The following is a 17,202-nucleotide window of genomic DNA, read 5'->3' as shown; positions in this document are numbered from 1 at the left end:
CATCCCTCCTTTACTTAATTCCGATTCGGGCAAATGGACTCTCATCCCGGTTCGCCGGGAACTGGAAGTTTGTCACGTCCGACTGATAGACCGCCATCTTCTTCAAGTACGAAATCGGAATCAATGCCCCTTGATCTTGGAGTGATGGCAGAATGTCGGCGTACATCTTCTGACGCTTCGTCTCGTCTGTCGTCTTCAAGACATCTTTGATCTCTTGCAACAGTTGTTCTTTATTCGGATAAGCCGAAATCGCTTCTTTGAAGCCGAAGCCATCCGTATCAATCAGGTTCACAAACGTATGCGGATCATACGGTGCACCGAAGTTGCTGTAGAAGTTGATGTCAAATCGGTTGTCTTTAAAGCGCTGGACTTGATCCGGCAGTTCAACGGCTTCCGTCTTCAGCTCGACGCCGATTTTCGACCATTCCGACTGCAACGTTTCGGCCATCGCCTTTTGGACCTGCTCGGCCGCATCATACATCATCCCGATTTGCAGCGGTTGACCATCCTTGACGCGGACCTTTTCACCTTTCGGCAGTTTCCAACCTGCTTCATCTAGGAGACGATTCGCTTCCTTGACGTCATAATCTCGTTGCTTCACTTTTAGGTTCGACGTGTACGGCATGTTCGGTGGCAACAGGTAGTTAGCTGGTGCTTCTATTCCCGACGTGATCCCTTCGACGAGAGCGGCTTTATCAAACCCGTGCTGGAGCGCCTGGCGGACGCGTTCGTCAGACAGACGCTTATTTTTTGTATTCAAGACGAGGAGACGCGTCGCGACTGGTTCGGACATCTCTGTCTTGTAGGATTTATCCGTCTTTAACTGATTGAAGGCATCGATGCTGATCGCCCCTTCACCGTAAATCAGATCAACTTGTCCTTTTTCGAGTGCTAAGACACGTGTCTCCGCATCCGGGATGATGTCGACCTTGATGTGATCGATATTCGGCTTCGGACCCCAATAGTTCTTGTTGACCTTAAACGTCGCATACTGATCCGGTTTGTATTCGTCGAGCATCCAGGGACCTGTCCCGACTTCTTTTTTGACACCCTTCGACGTATCGCCGTTTTCAGGGAATCCCGCTTCTCCGAGGAAACGGACCGGGCGGACGACCGCGAGTTCCTGAATCGTCGGGTAATAGGCTTCGGATAATGTCAGGCGGAACGTCCTCGTATCGACAGCTTCTGTCTTCTCGATTTTCGTGATGAAGCCAAGCCAGCTATGTAAGGCTTTTTGTTTGAGGATCGCGTCAAAGTTCTTTTTGACGATCGCTGCGTCGAACGTCGAACCGTCCGAGAACTTGACGCCGTCACGGAGCGTAAACGTGTACGTTTTTCCGTCTTTAGAAATCTTCCAAGACGATGCTAAGTATGGCTCGAGCTTTCCACCTTCTCCGTAGTGGACGAGTGGTTCATAGATCATCGACTGTGCGAACAGTTGTGATGGGTTGTAGACGTGCGGGTTCATCGTTCCGATGTCGCGTGGCCACGCGAGCGTCAATGTATCTTTATCTTTTCGCTCTCCTGTCGACTCGCCCGGGTTCGAGCAGCCGATCAATAATGATGTCAATGACAGGATCGAGACGGTAGAAATCAGTAATTTTTTACGGTTAACGTTCATGGTAGGCAGAACTCCCAACTTGTATTGATAATCATTTTCAATTGTAAGAGGGAAAGGGAAGGATTGTCAATGGATAATCCAGATGTTAACTGGACGTAAAGGCGCTTTTTGACAGGATTTCCACGCTTAACTGAGTAACATTCTGTGTACACCTCTTGTTTGTCAATAATTGTAATCAGCTGTGTTAAGCGGTATCCTAGTTTGTATGTTGCGTTTCTTGTCTAACGAAATCATTTGCACGGAAAGGATGATAGGATGTCACGACTGGTTTCCTCCGTCTCGCTTGTGTTGCTCAGTCTGCTCTTAGTGCTCCCTTTACTGATGATCGATGGACTGATTTTATACGTCGGAGATGTGTCCTACGATTCGTTCGTTGGTTGTCTGGTGTTTCTTTTATGCTTCTATCTCGCTAGCCTGGTCGTCAGCGTCGTCTTTGACGGGATGATGCGTGCGCTTGGCGGACTGTTTAAGCGTCGTTTCTCGAACATACTGTTTGCTGTCGTGAACGGTTCCGTCAGTTTGAGCGTCTTACTTTGGATGGACCTCTACGTTGCGTCGATCACGATTTCTCTCGCGACAAAAGTCGTGCTCGTATCTGTACATACGCTATTGTTTTACCTGATTCATCAATCGAGCGACTCCACTGTTAAAGTTTCCGAAGTCACCGAACCACATGATCCAGTCGTAAAGGAAGCCACCCGCTTGTTAGAAAAGGAAGATCCTGTGACATGTGTCGAACAGTTATGTCTCAAGTACCCTGATTTTCCGAAAAAGGACATCATTCGGATCGTCTATCGTCTTCATGGCAACTAAAAAGACCTGATCGTTTCTGAAGAGATTCAGAAGCGTCAGGTCTTTTGATATTCGTTCATTTCTTCGCCATCTCATAGAACTGATACGTATTCTTCCCAGACGACTTAGCGGCATATAGTGCAACATCCGCTTGTTGTAACAAGGCTTGCAACTCTGGACGGAACGCGGTGTCATACATCACGATCCCGATACTGGTCGACACGCGGTAGTCCGTTTCCCACTCACTTAACGCAGTGACGATCCGCTCCGCGAGTCGTTCCCACCCTGCCCTTGAATCCGAATGACCGAAATGGAGGATGAATTCATCACCGCCTAGTCGTACGGCCATCGCGTCGTCTTGTTCGCGGACGAACTGTCGCAAGCGTTGCGCGACCTCTTGCAGGACGATGTCCCCCGTCTCGTGTCCATAGACGTCATTGACCTGCTTAAAGCCATCGAGATCAAGGAAGAAGACGGCCCCTGTCTGCCCGGGATGCTCCTCGAACTGCTTCGTTAAGTACCGTCGATTATGGAGTCCTGTCAACGCGTCCTTCCAAGCATGGCGCTCAAGCTCCAAATAGTACAAGAAGAGTCGGACGATCCGTTGCAATAGCTGAACATTCTTCTGTTCATACAAGCTGACCCGATTATTGATCGCACATAATGTGCCGAACGTCTCCCCGCTCGTCAAGACGATTGGAATACCCAAGTAGGAGCGGACGTGAGCCTCCTCCAAACCCTTTCGCCAGTCGCCGAGTTGTTCCGCGTTCGGAATATCTTCGAGCACAACCGGCTGTCTCGTCTCAAAATCAATCAGCTTACATAACGATTGGTTCAATTCAATCTGCATGCCTTCCACCATCGGTATATCTGCTTTGTCGTTCGCAATCTTCAACATCCGTTGTTGCCCTGCTTCGATTGCTGATAAATACAGCATCTGGTCCGGTAGAATCTCTTTTGCGAAATCGAGGACATCATCTGCCAATTCATCAAAATTTTGATACATCTTCAAGTCTTCAAATGGTTGATTCATACAGCACCTCATTTCGAAGTCATCTTCTGTAGCTTCTCTGATTTGAAAAACGAAAAGGTTACATTTATTACCACTTTCTCTTTTGACTATCGTTTAAACCTGTTTTTGTAAAAAGCGTTCGATGGTCCTATTTCTAGTCCTAAATGAGAAGGATTATCATTTTTTTATTTTCGTATAGTTTATAGAAGGTAAAAATTCGGACAGCCATTTGACTGGAAATGAGCATTGCGCCTTCTAAAATCGTCTGCTATCATTCTCGGTGAACATGACAATGATAATCATTATCACTTATTGAGAACAGATGACTCAGATAGAACTACATAATCCATCTGTTACTTAATCCGTGATTCATGCGTTATCAAATTAAACAAGAGGAGCTGAATCATCATGGGGAAATGGAAAACGCCACTCGTCGTGAGTTCGCTTGCTGTCTTACTGGCGGCTTGCGGGAACGCAGGAGAAGCAGACACGAAGAAGAACGCGGAAGCACCGAAGACGGTCAAAATCAAGGATGCACACGGAACGGTCAACGTTCCGGTTAATCCGAAGAAAGTCGTCGCACTCGATAACCGGACGTTCGAAACGCTTGCCGCATGGGACGTCGAACTCGCAGCAGCACCAGTCGGACTGCTCCCGGCTGAGTCACCATATGCAAAAGATAAAGATATCGTCGATGTCGGCATGCACTTCGAACCGAATCTCGAAGCAATCGCTGGTGTTAATCCGGACGTCGTCATCGTCGGACAACGTTTCGCTGATCATTATGAAGACATCAAAAAACTCGTTCCGAACGCTGCTGTCATCGACCTTGACATCACTTTACCGGAAGACTCCGGTACACCAGGTGAGTTACTCGTCAAAGGACTTGAAGATACGACAGAGACACTCGGACAAATCTTTGATAAAAAACAAGAAGCGGATCAGCTCGTGACGACGCTCGAGCAATCGATCAAAGACGTTAAAAAATCGTATAACGGACAGGACAGCGTCATGTCGGTCATCGTCTCAGGCGGCGATATCGGATTCTCGGCTCCGATGAGTGGACGTGTCTTCGGACCAATGTATGATTTGTTCGACTGGAAACCAGCCCTCGAAGTCAAACAAAAATCGGGCAACGACCAAGGGGATGAAGTCTCGGTCGAAGCGATCGCTCAAAGTAACCCGGACTGGTTACTCGTCCTTGATCGTGACGCACCACTTGGAAACGCTGAAGGTGCCGTGCCGGCGCAAGACGTCATCGACCGCGCGCCTGCCCTGCAAAAAACGAAAGCAATCAAAGACGACAATATCGTCTACGCACCAAAAGATACGTACTTGAATGAATCGATCCAGACGTACTCGGAATTCTTCAACGATATCGCGAAAGCACTTACGAAGTAATGGCACACGCACAGCAACAAATGAATGGAAGAGTTGAGCCACCCGCTCGACCTTCCTTTTCTGTCGTTTGGACGAAGCCGTTCGTCTTGACTTTATGTCTCGTTTTAGCGCTCGCAACCGCGTCTCTCTTCACGGGTGTCTACGAACTACGGAGTGCCGCCAACGATTTTGATATGTTCTGGATCACACGTGTTCCACGGACACTTGCCTTGATGCTGACCGGTGCCGCGATGGCGATGGCTGGACTCGTCATGCAACTGATCACGCAAAACCGGCTCGTTGAACCGACGACGACAGGAACGATCGAATGGGCGGGACTCGGACTGTTAGCCGTTTACTTACTCGTTCCGGCACCATCGTTGATGATGCGGATGAGCGGTGCTATTCTTTTTGCATTCATCGGAACGATGGTCTTCTTCTGGTTTCTCCGTTCAGTCCGATTGCGGTCATCGTTGATTGTTCCAATCATCGGACTGATGCTCGGAGCCGTCATTTCCGCGATATCGACGTTTCTCGGGTTGTTCTTCCGTGCCAGCCAAGCAATCGAAGGCTGGTTCGTCGGCTCGTTCGCGTCCGTCCAGATCGGTCGCTACGAATACCTCTGGATCATCATCGGTGTCACGGTCTGTATCTTCTTTCTCGCGAGTCGCTTGACGCTCGTCGGACTCGGCGAAGACATTGCGACGAGTCTTGGCGTCAACTACAATCGGCTGATGCTGATCGCGACTGGGCTGATTGCATTATCAGTCGGTGTCGTCGCGACCGTCATCGGCAATCTGCCCTTCCTTGGCTTGATTGTTCCGAACATCGTCTCGATGTTTCGCGGTGACGATCTCCGTAGTAATCTGCCATGGGTCTGTCTGATTGGGATGGCGACGATTCTAATCAGTGATTTGATTTCGCGCACGATCATCCGTCCGTTTGAGCTACCGGTCTCCTTGATTCTCGGAACGGTCGGGGCAGCCGTCTTCATCATCATTCTGTTACGTCGACGGAAGACTGGAGGTGTCAGATGAGTACCGCGATTAGACAACAGGAACATACACGAATTCAACCGAGCGTTACACGTGAAACCAATCGCCGGGCGTCTGCGTTTCAGTCGAAACGACTCGAGCGCCGCTACTGGATTCTCCTCATTCTGTTCCTCAGCGGCGGAGTGCTCAGTACGATTGGTCTCTTGCTCTACAATAATCCGGTTCCGTTTGATTCTCCGTCCTTTTGGCCGGTCGTCGAACGCCGGATCACCGCCGTCATCACGATGGCGATCGCGGCAATTTGCCAAAGTCTCGCGACCGTCGCCTTTCATTCGGTCACGAGCAACCGGATCATCACACCATCCCTGCTTGGTTTTGATGCTCTCTACTCGACGATCCAGACATCGATGATCTTCTTCTTCGGTGCGGGAGCACTCGTCGGCTTTACCGGCACGAGCGCCTTTTTGACACAGGTCGCGATCATGCTCGCGATGAGTCTTTTATTATACGGATGGTTATTATCCGGAAAATACGCGAACCTGCAGCTGATGTTGCTCGTCGGAATCATTCTCGGCACGGGTCTGAACTCGCTGTCGTCATTCATGCGAAAGATGCTTGCACCGTCCGAATTCGATATCTTACAAGCACGATTATTCGGTTCGGTCACGAATGCCGACGCGTCCTACTTCCCGATCGTCATTCCGGTCGTCCTCATCGTCGGTCTGTTGCTCTTCTTCTCGTCAAGACGACTCAACGTCGTCGCACTCGGTAAAGAGGTCGCGACATCGTTCGGCGTCAATCATCGTGGCAGTGTCATCTACTTCTTGATCCTGATTTCACTCCTGATGTCGATGTCAACGGCATTGATTGGACCGTTGACGTTCTTCGGCTTTTTAGTGGCGACACTCAGTTATCAGGTCGCTGCGACGTACGATCATAAATACGTCTTCCCGATGGCATTCGCGATTGGTTTCTTCGTTTTGACGACTGCCTATTTCTTCATGTATCACATTTTCAACACGCCAAGCGTCGTCTCCGTCATCATCGAACTGTTCGGCGGACTGATATTCCTTATAGTGTTGCTTAGAAAGAGGTCCCTATGATATCACTTGAACAAGTTAAAAAATCGTATACGGATGAGGTCCGAATCGGTCCAATCGACTTAACGATTCCTAAAGGCGGATTCACGGCGTTGATCGGTCCAAACGGTGCCGGTAAGTCGACGACGTTGATGATGATCGGTCGTTTGCTTGATCTCGATGCCGGACAGATCGAAGTCGCTGGTATGGATGTGACGAGTAGCAAATCGAAAGACTTAGCGAAGATTATCACCATCCTGCGGCAGGAAAATCATTTCGTAACCCGGCTGACGGTCCGGCAGCTCGTCGGCTTCGGACGTTTCCCCTACTCAAAAGGTCGCTTGACGGCTGACGATGAGACGATCATCTCGAAATACATCGATTTTCTCGAGTTGACGTCGCTTGAGAACCGTTACCTCGACGAATTATCGGGCGGACAGCGGCAACGGGCGTATGTTGCGATGGTGCTCTGTCAGGAAACGGAATACATTCTACTCGACGAACCTCTCAATAACCTCGATATCGCCCGCTCGGTCCAGATGATGGGTTATCTACGACATGTCGCTGATACGTTCGGACGGACGATCATCACCGTCTTGCACGATATCAATTTTGCCGCGAAATATGCCGATCACATCTGTGCGATGAAGGACGGACAAATCGCCGCTTTCGGAACGGTCGCCGAAGTCATGGATGAAGCGCTATTATCCGAGATCTTCGAGACTCATCTTGAGATCATCGAAGGTCCATACGGTCCGATTGCCGTCTATTGATACTTTATATAGAAATGAGGAATGAATGATGCAGATCGATTGGCTACCACTAGAACAGGTAACGCAAGAAGGCGAACACACTTACACGTTTCACTTGAAACGTCCAGATGGTTTCGTTTGGGAAGAGGGCGCCCATACGCATATGGCGCTAGAAGGGTTTAATGCAGGCGAAAAGCCGAACCGCAGTCTGATTCGGCACATGTCGATCTCGACGCTCCCTCATGAAGAAACGATCGGCATCACGACGCGGATCAAACCGGAATGTTCCGTCTTTAAGGAGACACTTCGGCAGCTGAAAATGGGTGAGAAGATTGCTTTGTTTAAGACGCATTCGAACATTCCACTACGTCGGGAAAATCGTACGGTGTACTTACTGTCAGCCGGCGTCGGTTTGGCAACGTTTCGACCAATCATCCTGCAACATCAGGCTGACAGAAGTGGCATTCCGCACATGCACTCGTTAAACGTCGATTCTGCGCGCACTGAACTATTCAAAACTCAGCTTCCTTCGCATGAGCAGTTCAGCCCGGCTTATGTCGAGAGTCGCGCTGCCTACTACGATGCTGTCAAAGCGATGACAGATGATAAGGAAGGGTTGTTCTACATCGTTGGCAGTGATGAATTTCTTCGAGACACGATTGACGTGTTGCAGACTGCTAACATTCCGGCAGCACAGATCATGATTGATAAACGTCAGGACCAGCGAGATACGTTTTTAGCATAAGGTACCAATGATTAGACTTCAGCATTGACTGGAGTCTTTTTGTTTTCTCAAAATAAAGAATCGGTATGTTATCTGTAAATATTTGTTATGATAAGTGCATCAACTGACTTTTGGAGGGTTGCTTATGAATTTTGTATTTGATCTCGATGGAACAATTTGTTTTAAAGGAAAACCGATGCCTCAAGACATCGTACAGGCGCTTCATGCAGTCGAGAACGACGGGCACCGTGTGATTTTTGCTTCAGCACGTCCTATCCGTGACATGCTACCTGTCATTCATCCTTCATTCCATGATCATATCTTAATCGGCGGAAACGGATCGTTGGTCGCATCGGAACAAACAATCGTTCAATCAAAATCGTTCGACGATCGTGAGCTTTCTTTTATCACAGAATTACTCGACAAGCATAAAGCCACATATTTAATCGATAGTGATTGGGATTATACATATAACTGACCGCAAGACCATCCTATTCTGAACAATCTAGATCCGGGTAAGACGGCACAAAATGTTCCGCTAGCTCACCATGATCGAATCATAAAAATCCTCATTTTGAGTGCCAACAATCTGAAATCCTTAGAAAACGAGCTGCTTCGAATGGATGTCGTTGTTCATTATCATGGATCGGAACAAGTATTGGACATTAGTCCGACCACCATCAATAAACGGACTGCTTTACAATCACTCGTGATCGAGAGCGAGGGATACATTGCTTTTGGGAATGACGCGAATGATATCGAGCTATTCAAAGGAGCACAGTATGCGGTCATGATCGGAAGCCATAAATCACTCCGTTTTTACGCAGATCACACCATTGACTCCACCAGTCCTTTAGAATCTCACATAGTCGAACAAATCAGGCATCTAAGCCAAAAATACGTCTATTCCACGTCGTATTCCTAAATAACGCCTGGTGAAATTTTCGGATCAATAGTTAAATCTCTATCAATAGTTACTCATCCAAAGAGGAATACGATGGGTAAGAATAATCCGCCCATCAGGAGCATTCCTACTAGGACAGCGATACTCGATTTGAAAACCGACAGCGTTTGTTCTTCTAGTGGCTTGAGCCGTTTCACAGGAATGAACATGGTCAATGAAGCAACGACTAATGCCAGTGGCTCAAGAATCGTTCGGCTCACTGAAAAGAAAATATCGATCATTAAAAAGACATGTAATACAAAGAAAAATCCCAATAAGCGAATGATCATTGCTTTATTCATATGTACTCCTTCATGGTTACTATATATTTGATTTGTTTCATGAAACAGAATGCACTTTAATTATAGCGCTCCACAGAATAATTTTGGAAACGCATTCAAATAACTGGTGATTTGGTATCGTTGTAAGTCATACTGACAGTAGATATTAGAAAAGGAGTGTTGAAGATGGAATACAAAAAAGGACTCGAAGGCGTCATTGCCGCTGAAACACAAATCGGTTTAGTCGATGGAACGTTAGGTCACCTTATCTATCGCGGACACTGGGCAAAAGAACTTGCATTATCCTATTCATTCGAAGAAGTGGCGTATTTCATCTGGAATGGTGAATTCCCGACTGAAGCGGAACTGGTCACATTCAAGGAACAGATGACGAGCTACCGTGAACTTCCTTCTTACGTTAAGACGATTCTCGATACATTGCCGAACGAGATGGATGTCATGAGTACGATGCGAACAGCAATCTCGGCACTTGGTACACCCGCTTTCGCTTGGCCACCGACAATTGATCAAGCGATGCACGTAACAGCACTCTTACCAACAATCATTGCCTATAAATATCAAAAAAATCAAGGTGCTGACTTCATCGAACCGAATCCAGAACTCGATCATGTCGCGAATTACATCTATATGATCAAAGGTCAATTACCGAGTGACGTCGAGATCAAAGCATTGACGGCGTATCTGATCTTAACGATTGAACACGGTATGAATGCTTCGACGTTTGCTTCCCGTGTCGTCGTCTCGACGGAATCGGAAATAATTTCTGGCGTCTGTGCTGCGATTGGTTCCATGAAAGGACCGCTTCATGGTGGCGCCCCGTCAGAAGTCATTGAGATGATTGATGAAATCGGAACAATCGATAACATCGAACCTTGGATCCGGAACAAATTAGAAAAAGGCGAAAAACTGATGGGCTTTGGTCATCGTGTCTATAAAACTCGCGATCCGCGTTCAGAAGCCTTAAAAGTCGTTTCAAAAGATCTCGCGCAAGAGAGCGATTGGTTCAATCTGATTACACAAATGGAGCAAACGGCGATTGATTTGCTCGAAGAGTACAAACCGGGTAGAAAGCTGTATACGAACGTTGAATTCTTCGCGGCAGCCGTCTTAAAAGGACTCGACATTCCGAAAGAACTGTTCACACCGACGTTCACCTCTAGCCGTATCATCGGCTGGACGGCACACATCCTCGAACAATCGCAAGACAACCGGATCTTCAGACCTCAATCGTCATACACAGGACAGATGCCGGAACAAGCAGCTAAGTTTTGATTAGTCTCTAGTTACGATCAAAAAATGGACCGATGCCTGACATCGGTCCATTTGCTATGGCGTTTTATTTAACGATTGTCTCTAATGAGAAATCTAGTACTTCCACTTCACACCCTGCCGCTTCTACATCCGGACTACACGCATACGGTCCAATCTTCAAATCGGTCACGTCATGTAAGTGTGCGATGCGAAGTTGCTCTTTGTGCTCTCCTGTCACGTGATACAGCGTGACGTCTTGATTGAGGTAATGGAGTTCAAAGACGAGCGGTGCATCAAACAGCGTATTATCGACGTCCCGACACGACCAGTCCGAGTACCCGAAGCTCGTCACGACGGCACCCAGATGCGATGGACCATCCGGAATGAACTCAGCCGAGACCTTCACCCAGTGATCGTCATTCACATAAAGCAAAATCCCCGCTTGATCATATGTCGCATTCGGATTTAACTTTACTTCGATGCGGCACTTGAACTCCCCTTCCGGTGCATCCTGCAACAATGCATGCCCCGTCAGACGGTTGAACTGATAATGGGTATTGCGCCAAAAATCCGTATCCGGATCCGTCATGAAGCGTAATGGTGTTTCCTGTTCGATACGTGTCGGTCGATTGATCCACTTCATTGATAATATCCTCCCTCTTAACGTCCTCTTAACTTCCGTAACTTTCGATAGCCACGAATGAGCATATCGAGCATACAATCCCTCCTATTTTCTATGAACCCTTAGACTACTTGGCGAAGTCGTTGCATATCCTTATTCAATGCTGATCGTTTCAAACGTCTGTTCCGTATTAAGTATTGCACATCTGACCGGTTATCGTACATAAGTTGGATATGGAAATAATTGATATATTCAAGAATTGCGAATACATATAATAACAAGGCAAGTTGTGTTCCGGAGACGGGAAGCTCAGATCGGAAACGCATCCAATCGATTCCGAACGCATACGCTGTCAGGACGATCAAAGCCAGATTGATGACACGACAGTGACGTAATCGTCGGACGACGGGTACCGGGGTGACTGACGTTCCTTCCTTCTTCAGACGCCTTGACTTGCTGTACCAATACCAAGATCCTTGAATCAACAACAGCTCAAACAAAAACAGTGACATCCAAAAGGCACTGAGTTCAAATAACTGCAGTCGTGGAAAGACACGATTACCAAACCAACTCAGCGGTAAAATCGTGACGACCGTGAACAACTCCCCTCGGTACAGATAGGCGAGTCGTTCTGCAACGAGCTGCTTCATGGCGTCACCCATTCGATGCGGAACTTACTTCCTGGACCAAGCCGTGCGATTAATGGTTGATCGACCTCAATGACACGTCCGAGAACGTTGACTCGCTCATCTGCCGACAAATTACGTTTCGTGATTTGAACCTCGCCCGCGTATCGTCCGTATTTTTCATTATCGATCGTAATCGTTCCAAGCGGACGGGCAGACGGGTCTTGCGGTGTTAGATCGATCGTCGACGGCTTCATCCGCGACTCGACGGAGCGAATGACATCCCGCGCCGGATCAAACCGATTCGTTTCCGTCTCCCGTTGTGCTTGCTGTCCGTTCGCTACTGCCCGCAGTACGATGACTCCGGTTTGCTCTGCTTCGAATTGCCGAATCGTCGCCTCCGTCAATCGTGGATCCCCAACAAGAATTCGATCAACAGTCGATTGTAAGTCGATGTAACTGGCGAATGGTGCCGCATTTCGGTGTTCTTCAAGTGTTGGTAACGTCTCAAACAACGGTCCACGGAGTGTCTCGTCACCCGGTATGAACGCTTGAACCCGTAATCCTTGCGTCTGCAACCAGGCATTCTTTTCGTCAAACCATGTCCGGTCGAGTCCCGTTTCCGGTCGCGGATAAAAATTATGCCACGCTTCCGTTTGATCGATTCGCAGACCCTGTGCCTTCATCTCCGTCAATTCGTCTGCTGTTAACGTACTGGCGTTCAGTGCGACCATCATCTGTTTCGATAACGTCGCGATTTGCTGCGGACTGATGCCGTAATCAAGACGCAGTCCGGTCACACCCCAGTCCGTTAACGTCGCTGCTGTCTCCCATGTCTTGCCGAGCGTCGCGAGCGACGCTGGTGCGATGTCCGCCACGAGTTCGAATCCGAGCTCACGTGCTAAGCGACCGAGCGCTTGCAAACGTTCGACGTACAGTGAAGAATCATCCTCGGGAATATGTAGCGATGTAAAGAGCGACGTAAAGCCAACAGCGCGCATCCGCTGTAGCCACTCGCTCGTCTCGTCTGTGATCGGTTCACTTAAATAGATTGATAATCCTTTCATCGACTCACTCCTTCACTTCTCTATTTAGGGAAAAAGCAGCTGATTCCTTCTTTTTGGAAGGATTCAACTGCTTTTCAATACTTTAAATACCGTCTGCCATCTCTTCTTTGAAACCGAACCAATACGTGAACAGGAATCCTGCCGCGTACGAGATGACGAGACCACCGATGTACGTCAAGTACATTCCGTTGTCGATCAACGGTGTCAATGATAACCCGGATACACCGACACCAAGCGCCGTCGTCTTCATCGTTGCTTGGAAGGCACCACCGACTGCTGCGCCGAGACATGCCGTTACGAACGGACGACCGAGCGGCAACGTAACACCGTATAACAGCGGTTCACCGATTCCAAGGAAACCGACCGGAATCGCACCTTTAATGATGTTACGCAGGCGCGGATTGCGCGTCTTGACGAAAATCGCCATTGCCGCCCCGACTTGACCCGCTCCTGCCATTGCAAGAATCGGTAAGAGTGGTGTGTTTCCAATCGTGTTCAAGAACTCGAGATGGATTGGTGTCAATCCATGGTGGAGACCGACCATGACGAGTGGTAGGAAGAAGCCGGCCAGCACGGCTCCGGCGAGTGGTCCACCGACCTCAAGCACGGCATTGATTGCTTTCATGATACCGTCTGACAGCAGTCCAGCAACCGGCATGATCGCATAGAGTGAGGCGAATCCAACGATCAGCACCGTCAACAGTGGCGTAAAGATGATATCAATCGATGCGAGCATGAAGCGACGGATGTGCTTCTCAAGATAGGTCATCAACCACGCAGCGAAGATGACACCAAACAAGCCGCCCCTGCCCGCAACGAGCGGTTCCCCGTAAATCGTGATATCCGCAAGCACGGGGTTGAATAGAATCCCACCGGCAATCGCCCCGAGCACCGGTGTTCCGCCGAACTCCTTCGCTGTATTCCAACCGACAAGGATTGCGAGATATAAAAAGACCGTCCCACCGATCAGTAGTAAAATCTGCATCCATGTCTGTGTTTCATCGACACCCGCATTCTTCGCGAAGTTCGCACCACCGTTGATGATACCGGAAGCAACAAGACCCGGAATGAGCGGGATGAAGATATTCCCGATTCGGCGCAAGAAGCGCTTGAACGGAGACTGTTGTTTCGCTTTCACCTTTTGCCGTTCGACGGCAGCTCGTTCTTCTGGTGTCAGATTCGGATCAACGGACTCTTCCCCGATCGCGAGTCCCGTCTCGCGACTTAAGTGATCCGCTACCCGATTGACCGTTCCCGGACCGACGACGATTTGTAACGTCTCGTCATCGATGACCCCCATGACCCCATCAATCCGCTTTAACGCATCGATATCTGCTTGCGTCGGATCCTTTAACGATAAGCGAACCCGCGTCATACAGTGCGCAAGCTGCCGGAGATTATCTTTTCCACCGACGTGCTCAAGAATCGCGTGTGCCAGCACTTCTTCCTTCTTCATCGTGTTTCCCCCTTATAGTGCGTCTCGGACGAATCCGTTCGCTTGCTGTAATCGTTCGACGGCGTCAGTATACGAAACATTCGCGAGAATCATGACGATCGCCGTCTTGACGTGCCCGTGCGCTTCATGGAAGACGCGTTCCGCCGTAACAGCATCGACTCCTGTTGCCTCACTGATCATCCGCTTCGCCCGGATCTCGAGCTTTTCGTTCGTTGACTGGACGTCGACCATCAAATTTTGATAGACCTTACCGACACCGATCATCGCCGCTGTCGAAATCATGTTCAAGACGAGCTTTTGCGCCGTTCCAGCCTTTAGTCTTGTTGACCCCGTCAAGACTTCCGGACCTGTTTCGACTTCGATTGCATAGCGTGCATGCCGACTGATGACCGCATTGGTGTTACAAGAAATCGCTGCTGTCACCGCTCCGACTTCCTTCGCGTAATCAAGCCCGCCGATGACATACGGCGTCCGACCGCTTGCTGCGATCCCGATCACCGTATCACGAGCCTCTAGCTGGAGCCCTTTCAAATCGTCGACGGCAAGCGTCCGACTATCCTCTGCTCCCTCGACCGCTTTAATCAACGCGCGTTCGCCACCAGCAATCAATCCGACGACCATGTCTGGTGAGACCCCGAACGTCGGCACACATTCTGCTGCATCGAGAATCCCGAGCCGCCCACTCGTACCAGCACCGATGTAAATCAAGCGTCCTCCGTTTTTGAATGATGCAATGACGTGTTTGACGACTTTCGCGATGACAGGAATTTGTTCCCGAATGACCGTCGCGACCGTTTGATCCTCAGCGTTCATCACCCGTAAGACATCCTCGACTGTCATTTCATCGAGTTGCATCGTCTGTTCATTCCGACGTTCCGTTGCTAATTGATCTAACATCTGCTTCACCCTTTCTCTTCCCTCCCTTTATTATACAATTAAGAAATTTTAATTCAATATTATTTATTTAATTTTGAAATTAAATTTCGATATATAAAAATAAGGTTTTGTACTTCTTTTTCAGGCTCGGTCTCTTGATTTCCTGCTTGTCGTAATTTCCTCATCCGCAAAGTCCAGTAACGCAGACATTCGCTCCCGTCCAATTGTGGCGACGAGTAATGGGATGCGTGGTCCGTAAGATTGATTGATCGTCAGTTGATAGAGTAGCGTCGCATAGTGTTTCTGCAGGCGAAGCGTCTCCTTTTTTTCAGCTTGCCGTGTCAAACGGTAGAAGGCAGAGAGGATGTCTTCATCCGTTCGGAGAGCAACGACGAATTGTTGAATCCAGTCCTGTTCCGTTCCCGTCAGTTGCGCATGTAGTTCATGATTCGGAACAGAACTGATATGAAGTTCCCGCTCCGGACACCATTGCGTAACGAAAGTACGAGCACGGTCAATCTGTTGAGGTGGAACGCTCGCGCAAAACACATTTTCAATCAAATCAGGGTCAAAACCAACCATCGGACCAATCATCGTCAACTGCGTAAACGAAACAAGATGAGCAGTTCCACGATGACTCCAACGCAGACTTTGCTGAATGTCTTCGGATTGACGCGATGAGTGTGCGACAAAACGCTCGAACTCACTGTAATTGCGTAACACATCTTCATCGATCCCGATATGAAAGGCGTGATTCGGACGATGTTTCGCAAATAAGAACAGAAGAATGCTCGGTGGATAGACGGCGAGTAGATCTTGCGGAGTCAAGACACCACCGCTTGAACTCGACATTTTTTTCGACTCCCCTTTTAGACGAATGAATTCATACGGGAGATAGAGCGGTGCCGGCTGTTGGAAAATTTCTTGCGCAATCCGGGACGAAACCGTGTAACTTCCGTTTGCTGCCGAATGATCCTTTCCACCCGGCTCGAAATCGACGCCTTCATGTGCCCAGCGCATCGCCCAATCGACTTTCCAGTTCAATTTCATCCGATGTTCCGTCCGCATATCAACCGTTGCCATATGACCACATCGACAGCTGTAATGGTACGTGGCTTCAGCTTCATCGAACGAATCGATGGTAGTCGCGTCGGTTCCACAAGCAGCACAATAGACGGTCGCCGGGTAAAACGCTGCTCGCTCATTATCGGATCCTGCCGCTGTCTTATGGTCGATCAAGATGTCATAAATCGCGTGACGATGGCGAAACGCGTGGATGATTTGTTCAGCATAAATGCCAGACGTATAGGCTTCGTGTTGATAACGGTAGTCTGGTGTGATCTCGAATGCTGTCAGCATCGTTTCGAATTGCTGTTCAAAGTACGTCGCGTAACTCATGTCGGATCGATCCGGTGCCGGAACGGCGTTATAAGGCATCCCGATGTATCGAGTAAATGCTTGATCGACATCCGCTGGTACTTTCCGAAAACGATCGTAATCGTCCCACGAAAACAAAAAGCGGACGTCTTTACCGAGGTCTCGCAGCGCACGCGCAACGAAGTACGTCGTGACGACTTCTCGGAAATTGCCGATATGAACGGGACCTGATGGACTGATCCCGGCAGCACAGACGTATGTCTCTTTATCTGGCTGACACTCGATAATGGTTCTTGCAATGTGTTCTGCCCAATGCATGATGATTCC

16 protein-coding genes and 1 pseudogene are annotated in these 17,202 nt (G+C 48.8%); 8 read left to right on the top strand and 9 right to left on the bottom strand.

What is annotated here, in order from left to right; genetic code table 11:
* Positions 1-10: 10 nt before the first annotated feature.
* A complete protein-coding gene (nikA, locus tag AC3B4V_RS03135) occupies positions 11-1,621 on the bottom strand; it encodes a nickel ABC transporter substrate-binding protein (protein WP_488377720.1) in 1,611 nt (536 codons plus the stop codon).
* 255 nt (positions 1,622-1,876) lie between these two features.
* Between nikA and AC3B4V_RS03130 the strand changes: the two genes are divergently transcribed.
* Positions 1,877-2,434: a hypothetical protein gene (locus AC3B4V_RS03130; RefSeq protein WP_488377719.1), complete on the top strand. Its 558-nt coding sequence runs from the start codon at positions 1,877-1,879 to the stop codon at positions 2,432-2,434.
* Between the two features lie 55 nt (positions 2,435-2,489).
* Here AC3B4V_RS03130 and AC3B4V_RS03125 read toward each other — a convergent pair whose 3' ends face one another.
* A complete protein-coding gene (locus tag AC3B4V_RS03125) occupies positions 2,490-3,446 on the bottom strand; it encodes a GAF domain-containing protein (protein WP_488377718.1) in 957 nt (318 codons plus the stop codon).
* Positions 3,447-3,833: 387 nt separating this feature from the next.
* On the opposite strand from AC3B4V_RS03125, the gene AC3B4V_RS03120 reads away from it, so the two are divergent.
* The 6 genes and pseudogenes from AC3B4V_RS03120 (at position 3,834) to AC3B4V_RS03095 (ending at position 9,280) form a co-directional block, all read left to right on the top strand.
* Positions 3,834-4,826, top strand: a complete 993-nt coding sequence (locus AC3B4V_RS03120; RefSeq protein WP_488377717.1) for a siderophore ABC transporter substrate-binding protein — start codon at positions 3,834-3,836, stop codon at positions 4,824-4,826.
* 20 nt (positions 4,827-4,846) lie between these two features.
* On the top strand, positions 4,847-5,842 hold the full coding sequence (locus AC3B4V_RS03115) for an ABC transporter permease (protein WP_488377716.1): 996 nt from the start codon (positions 4,847-4,849) through the stop codon (positions 5,840-5,842).
* Positions 5,839-6,903 carry an iron chelate uptake ABC transporter family permease subunit gene (locus AC3B4V_RS03110; RefSeq protein ID WP_255998745.1) on the top strand — a complete coding sequence of 355 codons (1,065 nt, stop codon included), beginning with the start codon at positions 5,839-5,841 and terminating at the stop codon, positions 6,901-6,903. Before AC3B4V_RS03115 ends, AC3B4V_RS03110 begins: the two co-directional genes overlap by 4 nt.
* Positions 6,900-7,652 (top strand): iron ABC transporter ATP-binding protein, encoded by a 753-nt coding sequence (locus tag AC3B4V_RS03105; RefSeq protein ID WP_064300081.1) that lies wholly within the window; start codon positions 6,900-6,902, stop codon positions 7,650-7,652. The genes AC3B4V_RS03110 and AC3B4V_RS03105 overlap by 4 nt, the downstream gene beginning before the upstream one ends.
* A gap of 28 nt (positions 7,653-7,680) precedes the next feature.
* Positions 7,681-8,376, top strand: a complete 696-nt coding sequence (locus AC3B4V_RS03100; protein ID WP_488377715.1) for a dihydropteridine reductase — start codon at positions 7,681-7,683, stop codon at positions 8,374-8,376.
* A gap of 124 nt (positions 8,377-8,500) precedes the next feature.
* Positions 8,501-9,280, top strand: a pseudogene (locus AC3B4V_RS03095) (HAD-IIB family hydrolase).
* A 53-nt stretch (positions 9,281-9,333) separates the two neighbouring features.
* Here AC3B4V_RS03095 and AC3B4V_RS03090 read toward each other — a convergent pair.
* Positions 9,334-9,600, bottom strand: coding sequence for a hypothetical protein (locus tag AC3B4V_RS03090; RefSeq protein WP_215147919.1), 267 nt, complete (start codon positions 9,598-9,600; stop codon positions 9,334-9,336).
* A gap of 165 nt (positions 9,601-9,765) precedes the next feature.
* Between AC3B4V_RS03090 and AC3B4V_RS03085 the strand changes: the two genes are divergently transcribed.
* Positions 9,766-10,872, top strand: a complete 1,107-nt coding sequence (locus AC3B4V_RS03085; protein ID WP_214857337.1) for a citrate synthase/methylcitrate synthase — start codon at positions 9,766-9,768, stop codon at positions 10,870-10,872.
* A 64-nt stretch (positions 10,873-10,936) separates the two neighbouring features.
* Here AC3B4V_RS03085 and AC3B4V_RS03080 read toward each other — a convergent pair whose 3' ends face one another.
* From AC3B4V_RS03080 to lysS, 6 genes are all read right to left on the bottom strand, one after another.
* Entirely contained in the window at positions 10,937-11,494 is a 558-nt protein-coding gene (locus AC3B4V_RS03080; protein ID WP_488377714.1) for a DUF1349 domain-containing protein, read from the bottom strand.
* Positions 11,495-11,595: 101 nt separating this feature from the next.
* Positions 11,596-12,123: a general stress protein gene (locus tag AC3B4V_RS03075; protein ID WP_488377713.1), complete on the bottom strand. Its 528-nt coding sequence runs from the start codon at positions 12,121-12,123 to the stop codon at positions 11,596-11,598.
* Entirely contained in the window at positions 12,120-13,166 is a 1,047-nt protein-coding gene (locus AC3B4V_RS03070) for a DUF871 domain-containing protein (RefSeq protein WP_488377712.1), read from the bottom strand. Before AC3B4V_RS03070 ends, AC3B4V_RS03075 begins: the two co-directional genes overlap by 4 nt.
* A gap of 82 nt (positions 13,167-13,248) precedes the next feature.
* A complete protein-coding gene (locus tag AC3B4V_RS03065; protein ID WP_058705318.1) occupies positions 13,249-14,622 on the bottom strand; it encodes a PTS transporter subunit EIIC in 1,374 nt (457 codons plus the stop codon).
* Between the two features lie 12 nt (positions 14,623-14,634).
* Entirely contained in the window at positions 14,635-15,519 is an 885-nt protein-coding gene (gene murQ / locus AC3B4V_RS03060; RefSeq protein WP_488377711.1) for an N-acetylmuramic acid 6-phosphate etherase, read from the bottom strand.
* A 120-nt stretch (positions 15,520-15,639) separates the two neighbouring features.
* Positions 15,640-17,193 carry a lysine--tRNA ligase gene (gene lysS, locus AC3B4V_RS03055; RefSeq protein WP_488377710.1) on the bottom strand — a complete coding sequence of 518 codons (1,554 nt, stop codon included), beginning with the start codon at positions 17,191-17,193 and terminating at the stop codon, positions 15,640-15,642.
* Between the last annotated feature and the right edge of the window lie 9 nt (positions 17,194-17,202).

It is taken from the genome of Exiguobacterium sp. E17S (genome assembly GCF_057772545.1).
Note: the sequence above shows the minus strand (reverse complement) of the source record. Positions and strands in the feature narration are given on the sequence as shown.

Bases quoted from the DNA above. Each gene is read 5' to 3' on its own strand.
- nikA (WP_488377720.1), bottom strand. From the start codon at position 1,621: ATGAACGTTAACCGTAAAAAATTACTGATTTCTACCGTCTCGATCCTG.
- AC3B4V_RS03080 (WP_488377714.1), bottom strand. From the start codon at position 11,494: ATGAAGTGGATCAATCGACCGACACGTATCGAACAGGAAACACCATTA.
- murQ (WP_488377711.1), bottom strand. From the start codon at position 15,519: ATGTTAGATCAATTAGCAACGGAACGTCGGAATGAACAGACGATGCAA.
- AC3B4V_RS03110 (WP_255998745.1), top strand. From the start codon at position 5,839: ATGAGTACCGCGATTAGACAACAGGAACATACACGAATTCAACCGAGC.
- AC3B4V_RS03120 (WP_488377717.1), top strand. From the start codon at position 3,834: ATGGGGAAATGGAAAACGCCACTCGTCGTGAGTTCGCTTGCTGTCTTA.
- AC3B4V_RS03085 (WP_214857337.1), top strand. From the start codon at position 9,766: ATGGAATACAAAAAAGGACTCGAAGGCGTCATTGCCGCTGAAACACAA.
- AC3B4V_RS03100 (WP_488377715.1), top strand. From the start codon at position 7,681: ATGCAGATCGATTGGCTACCACTAGAACAGGTAACGCAAGAAGGCGAA.
- AC3B4V_RS03075 (WP_488377713.1), bottom strand. From the start codon at position 12,123: ATGAAGCAGCTCGTTGCAGAACGACTCGCCTATCTGTACCGAGGGGAG.
- AC3B4V_RS03125 (WP_488377718.1), bottom strand. From the start codon at position 3,446: ATGAATCAACCATTTGAAGACTTGAAGATGTATCAAAATTTTGATGAA.
- AC3B4V_RS03115 (WP_488377716.1), top strand. From the start codon at position 4,847: ATGAATGGAAGAGTTGAGCCACCCGCTCGACCTTCCTTTTCTGTCGTT.
- AC3B4V_RS03105 (WP_064300081.1), top strand. From the start codon at position 6,900: ATGATATCACTTGAACAAGTTAAAAAATCGTATACGGATGAGGTCCGA.
- AC3B4V_RS03070 (WP_488377712.1), bottom strand. From the start codon at position 13,166: ATGAAAGGATTATCAATCTATTTAAGTGAACCGATCACAGACGAGACG.
- AC3B4V_RS03090 (WP_215147919.1), bottom strand. From the start codon at position 9,600: ATGAATAAAGCAATGATCATTCGCTTATTGGGATTTTTCTTTGTATTA.
- AC3B4V_RS03130 (WP_488377719.1), top strand. From the start codon at position 1,877: ATGTCACGACTGGTTTCCTCCGTCTCGCTTGTGTTGCTCAGTCTGCTC.
- AC3B4V_RS03065 (WP_058705318.1), bottom strand. From the start codon at position 14,622: ATGAAGAAGGAAGAAGTGCTGGCACACGCGATTCTTGAGCACGTCGGT.
- lysS (WP_488377710.1), bottom strand. From the start codon at position 17,193: ATGCATTGGGCAGAACACATTGCAAGAACCATTATCGAGTGTCAGCCA.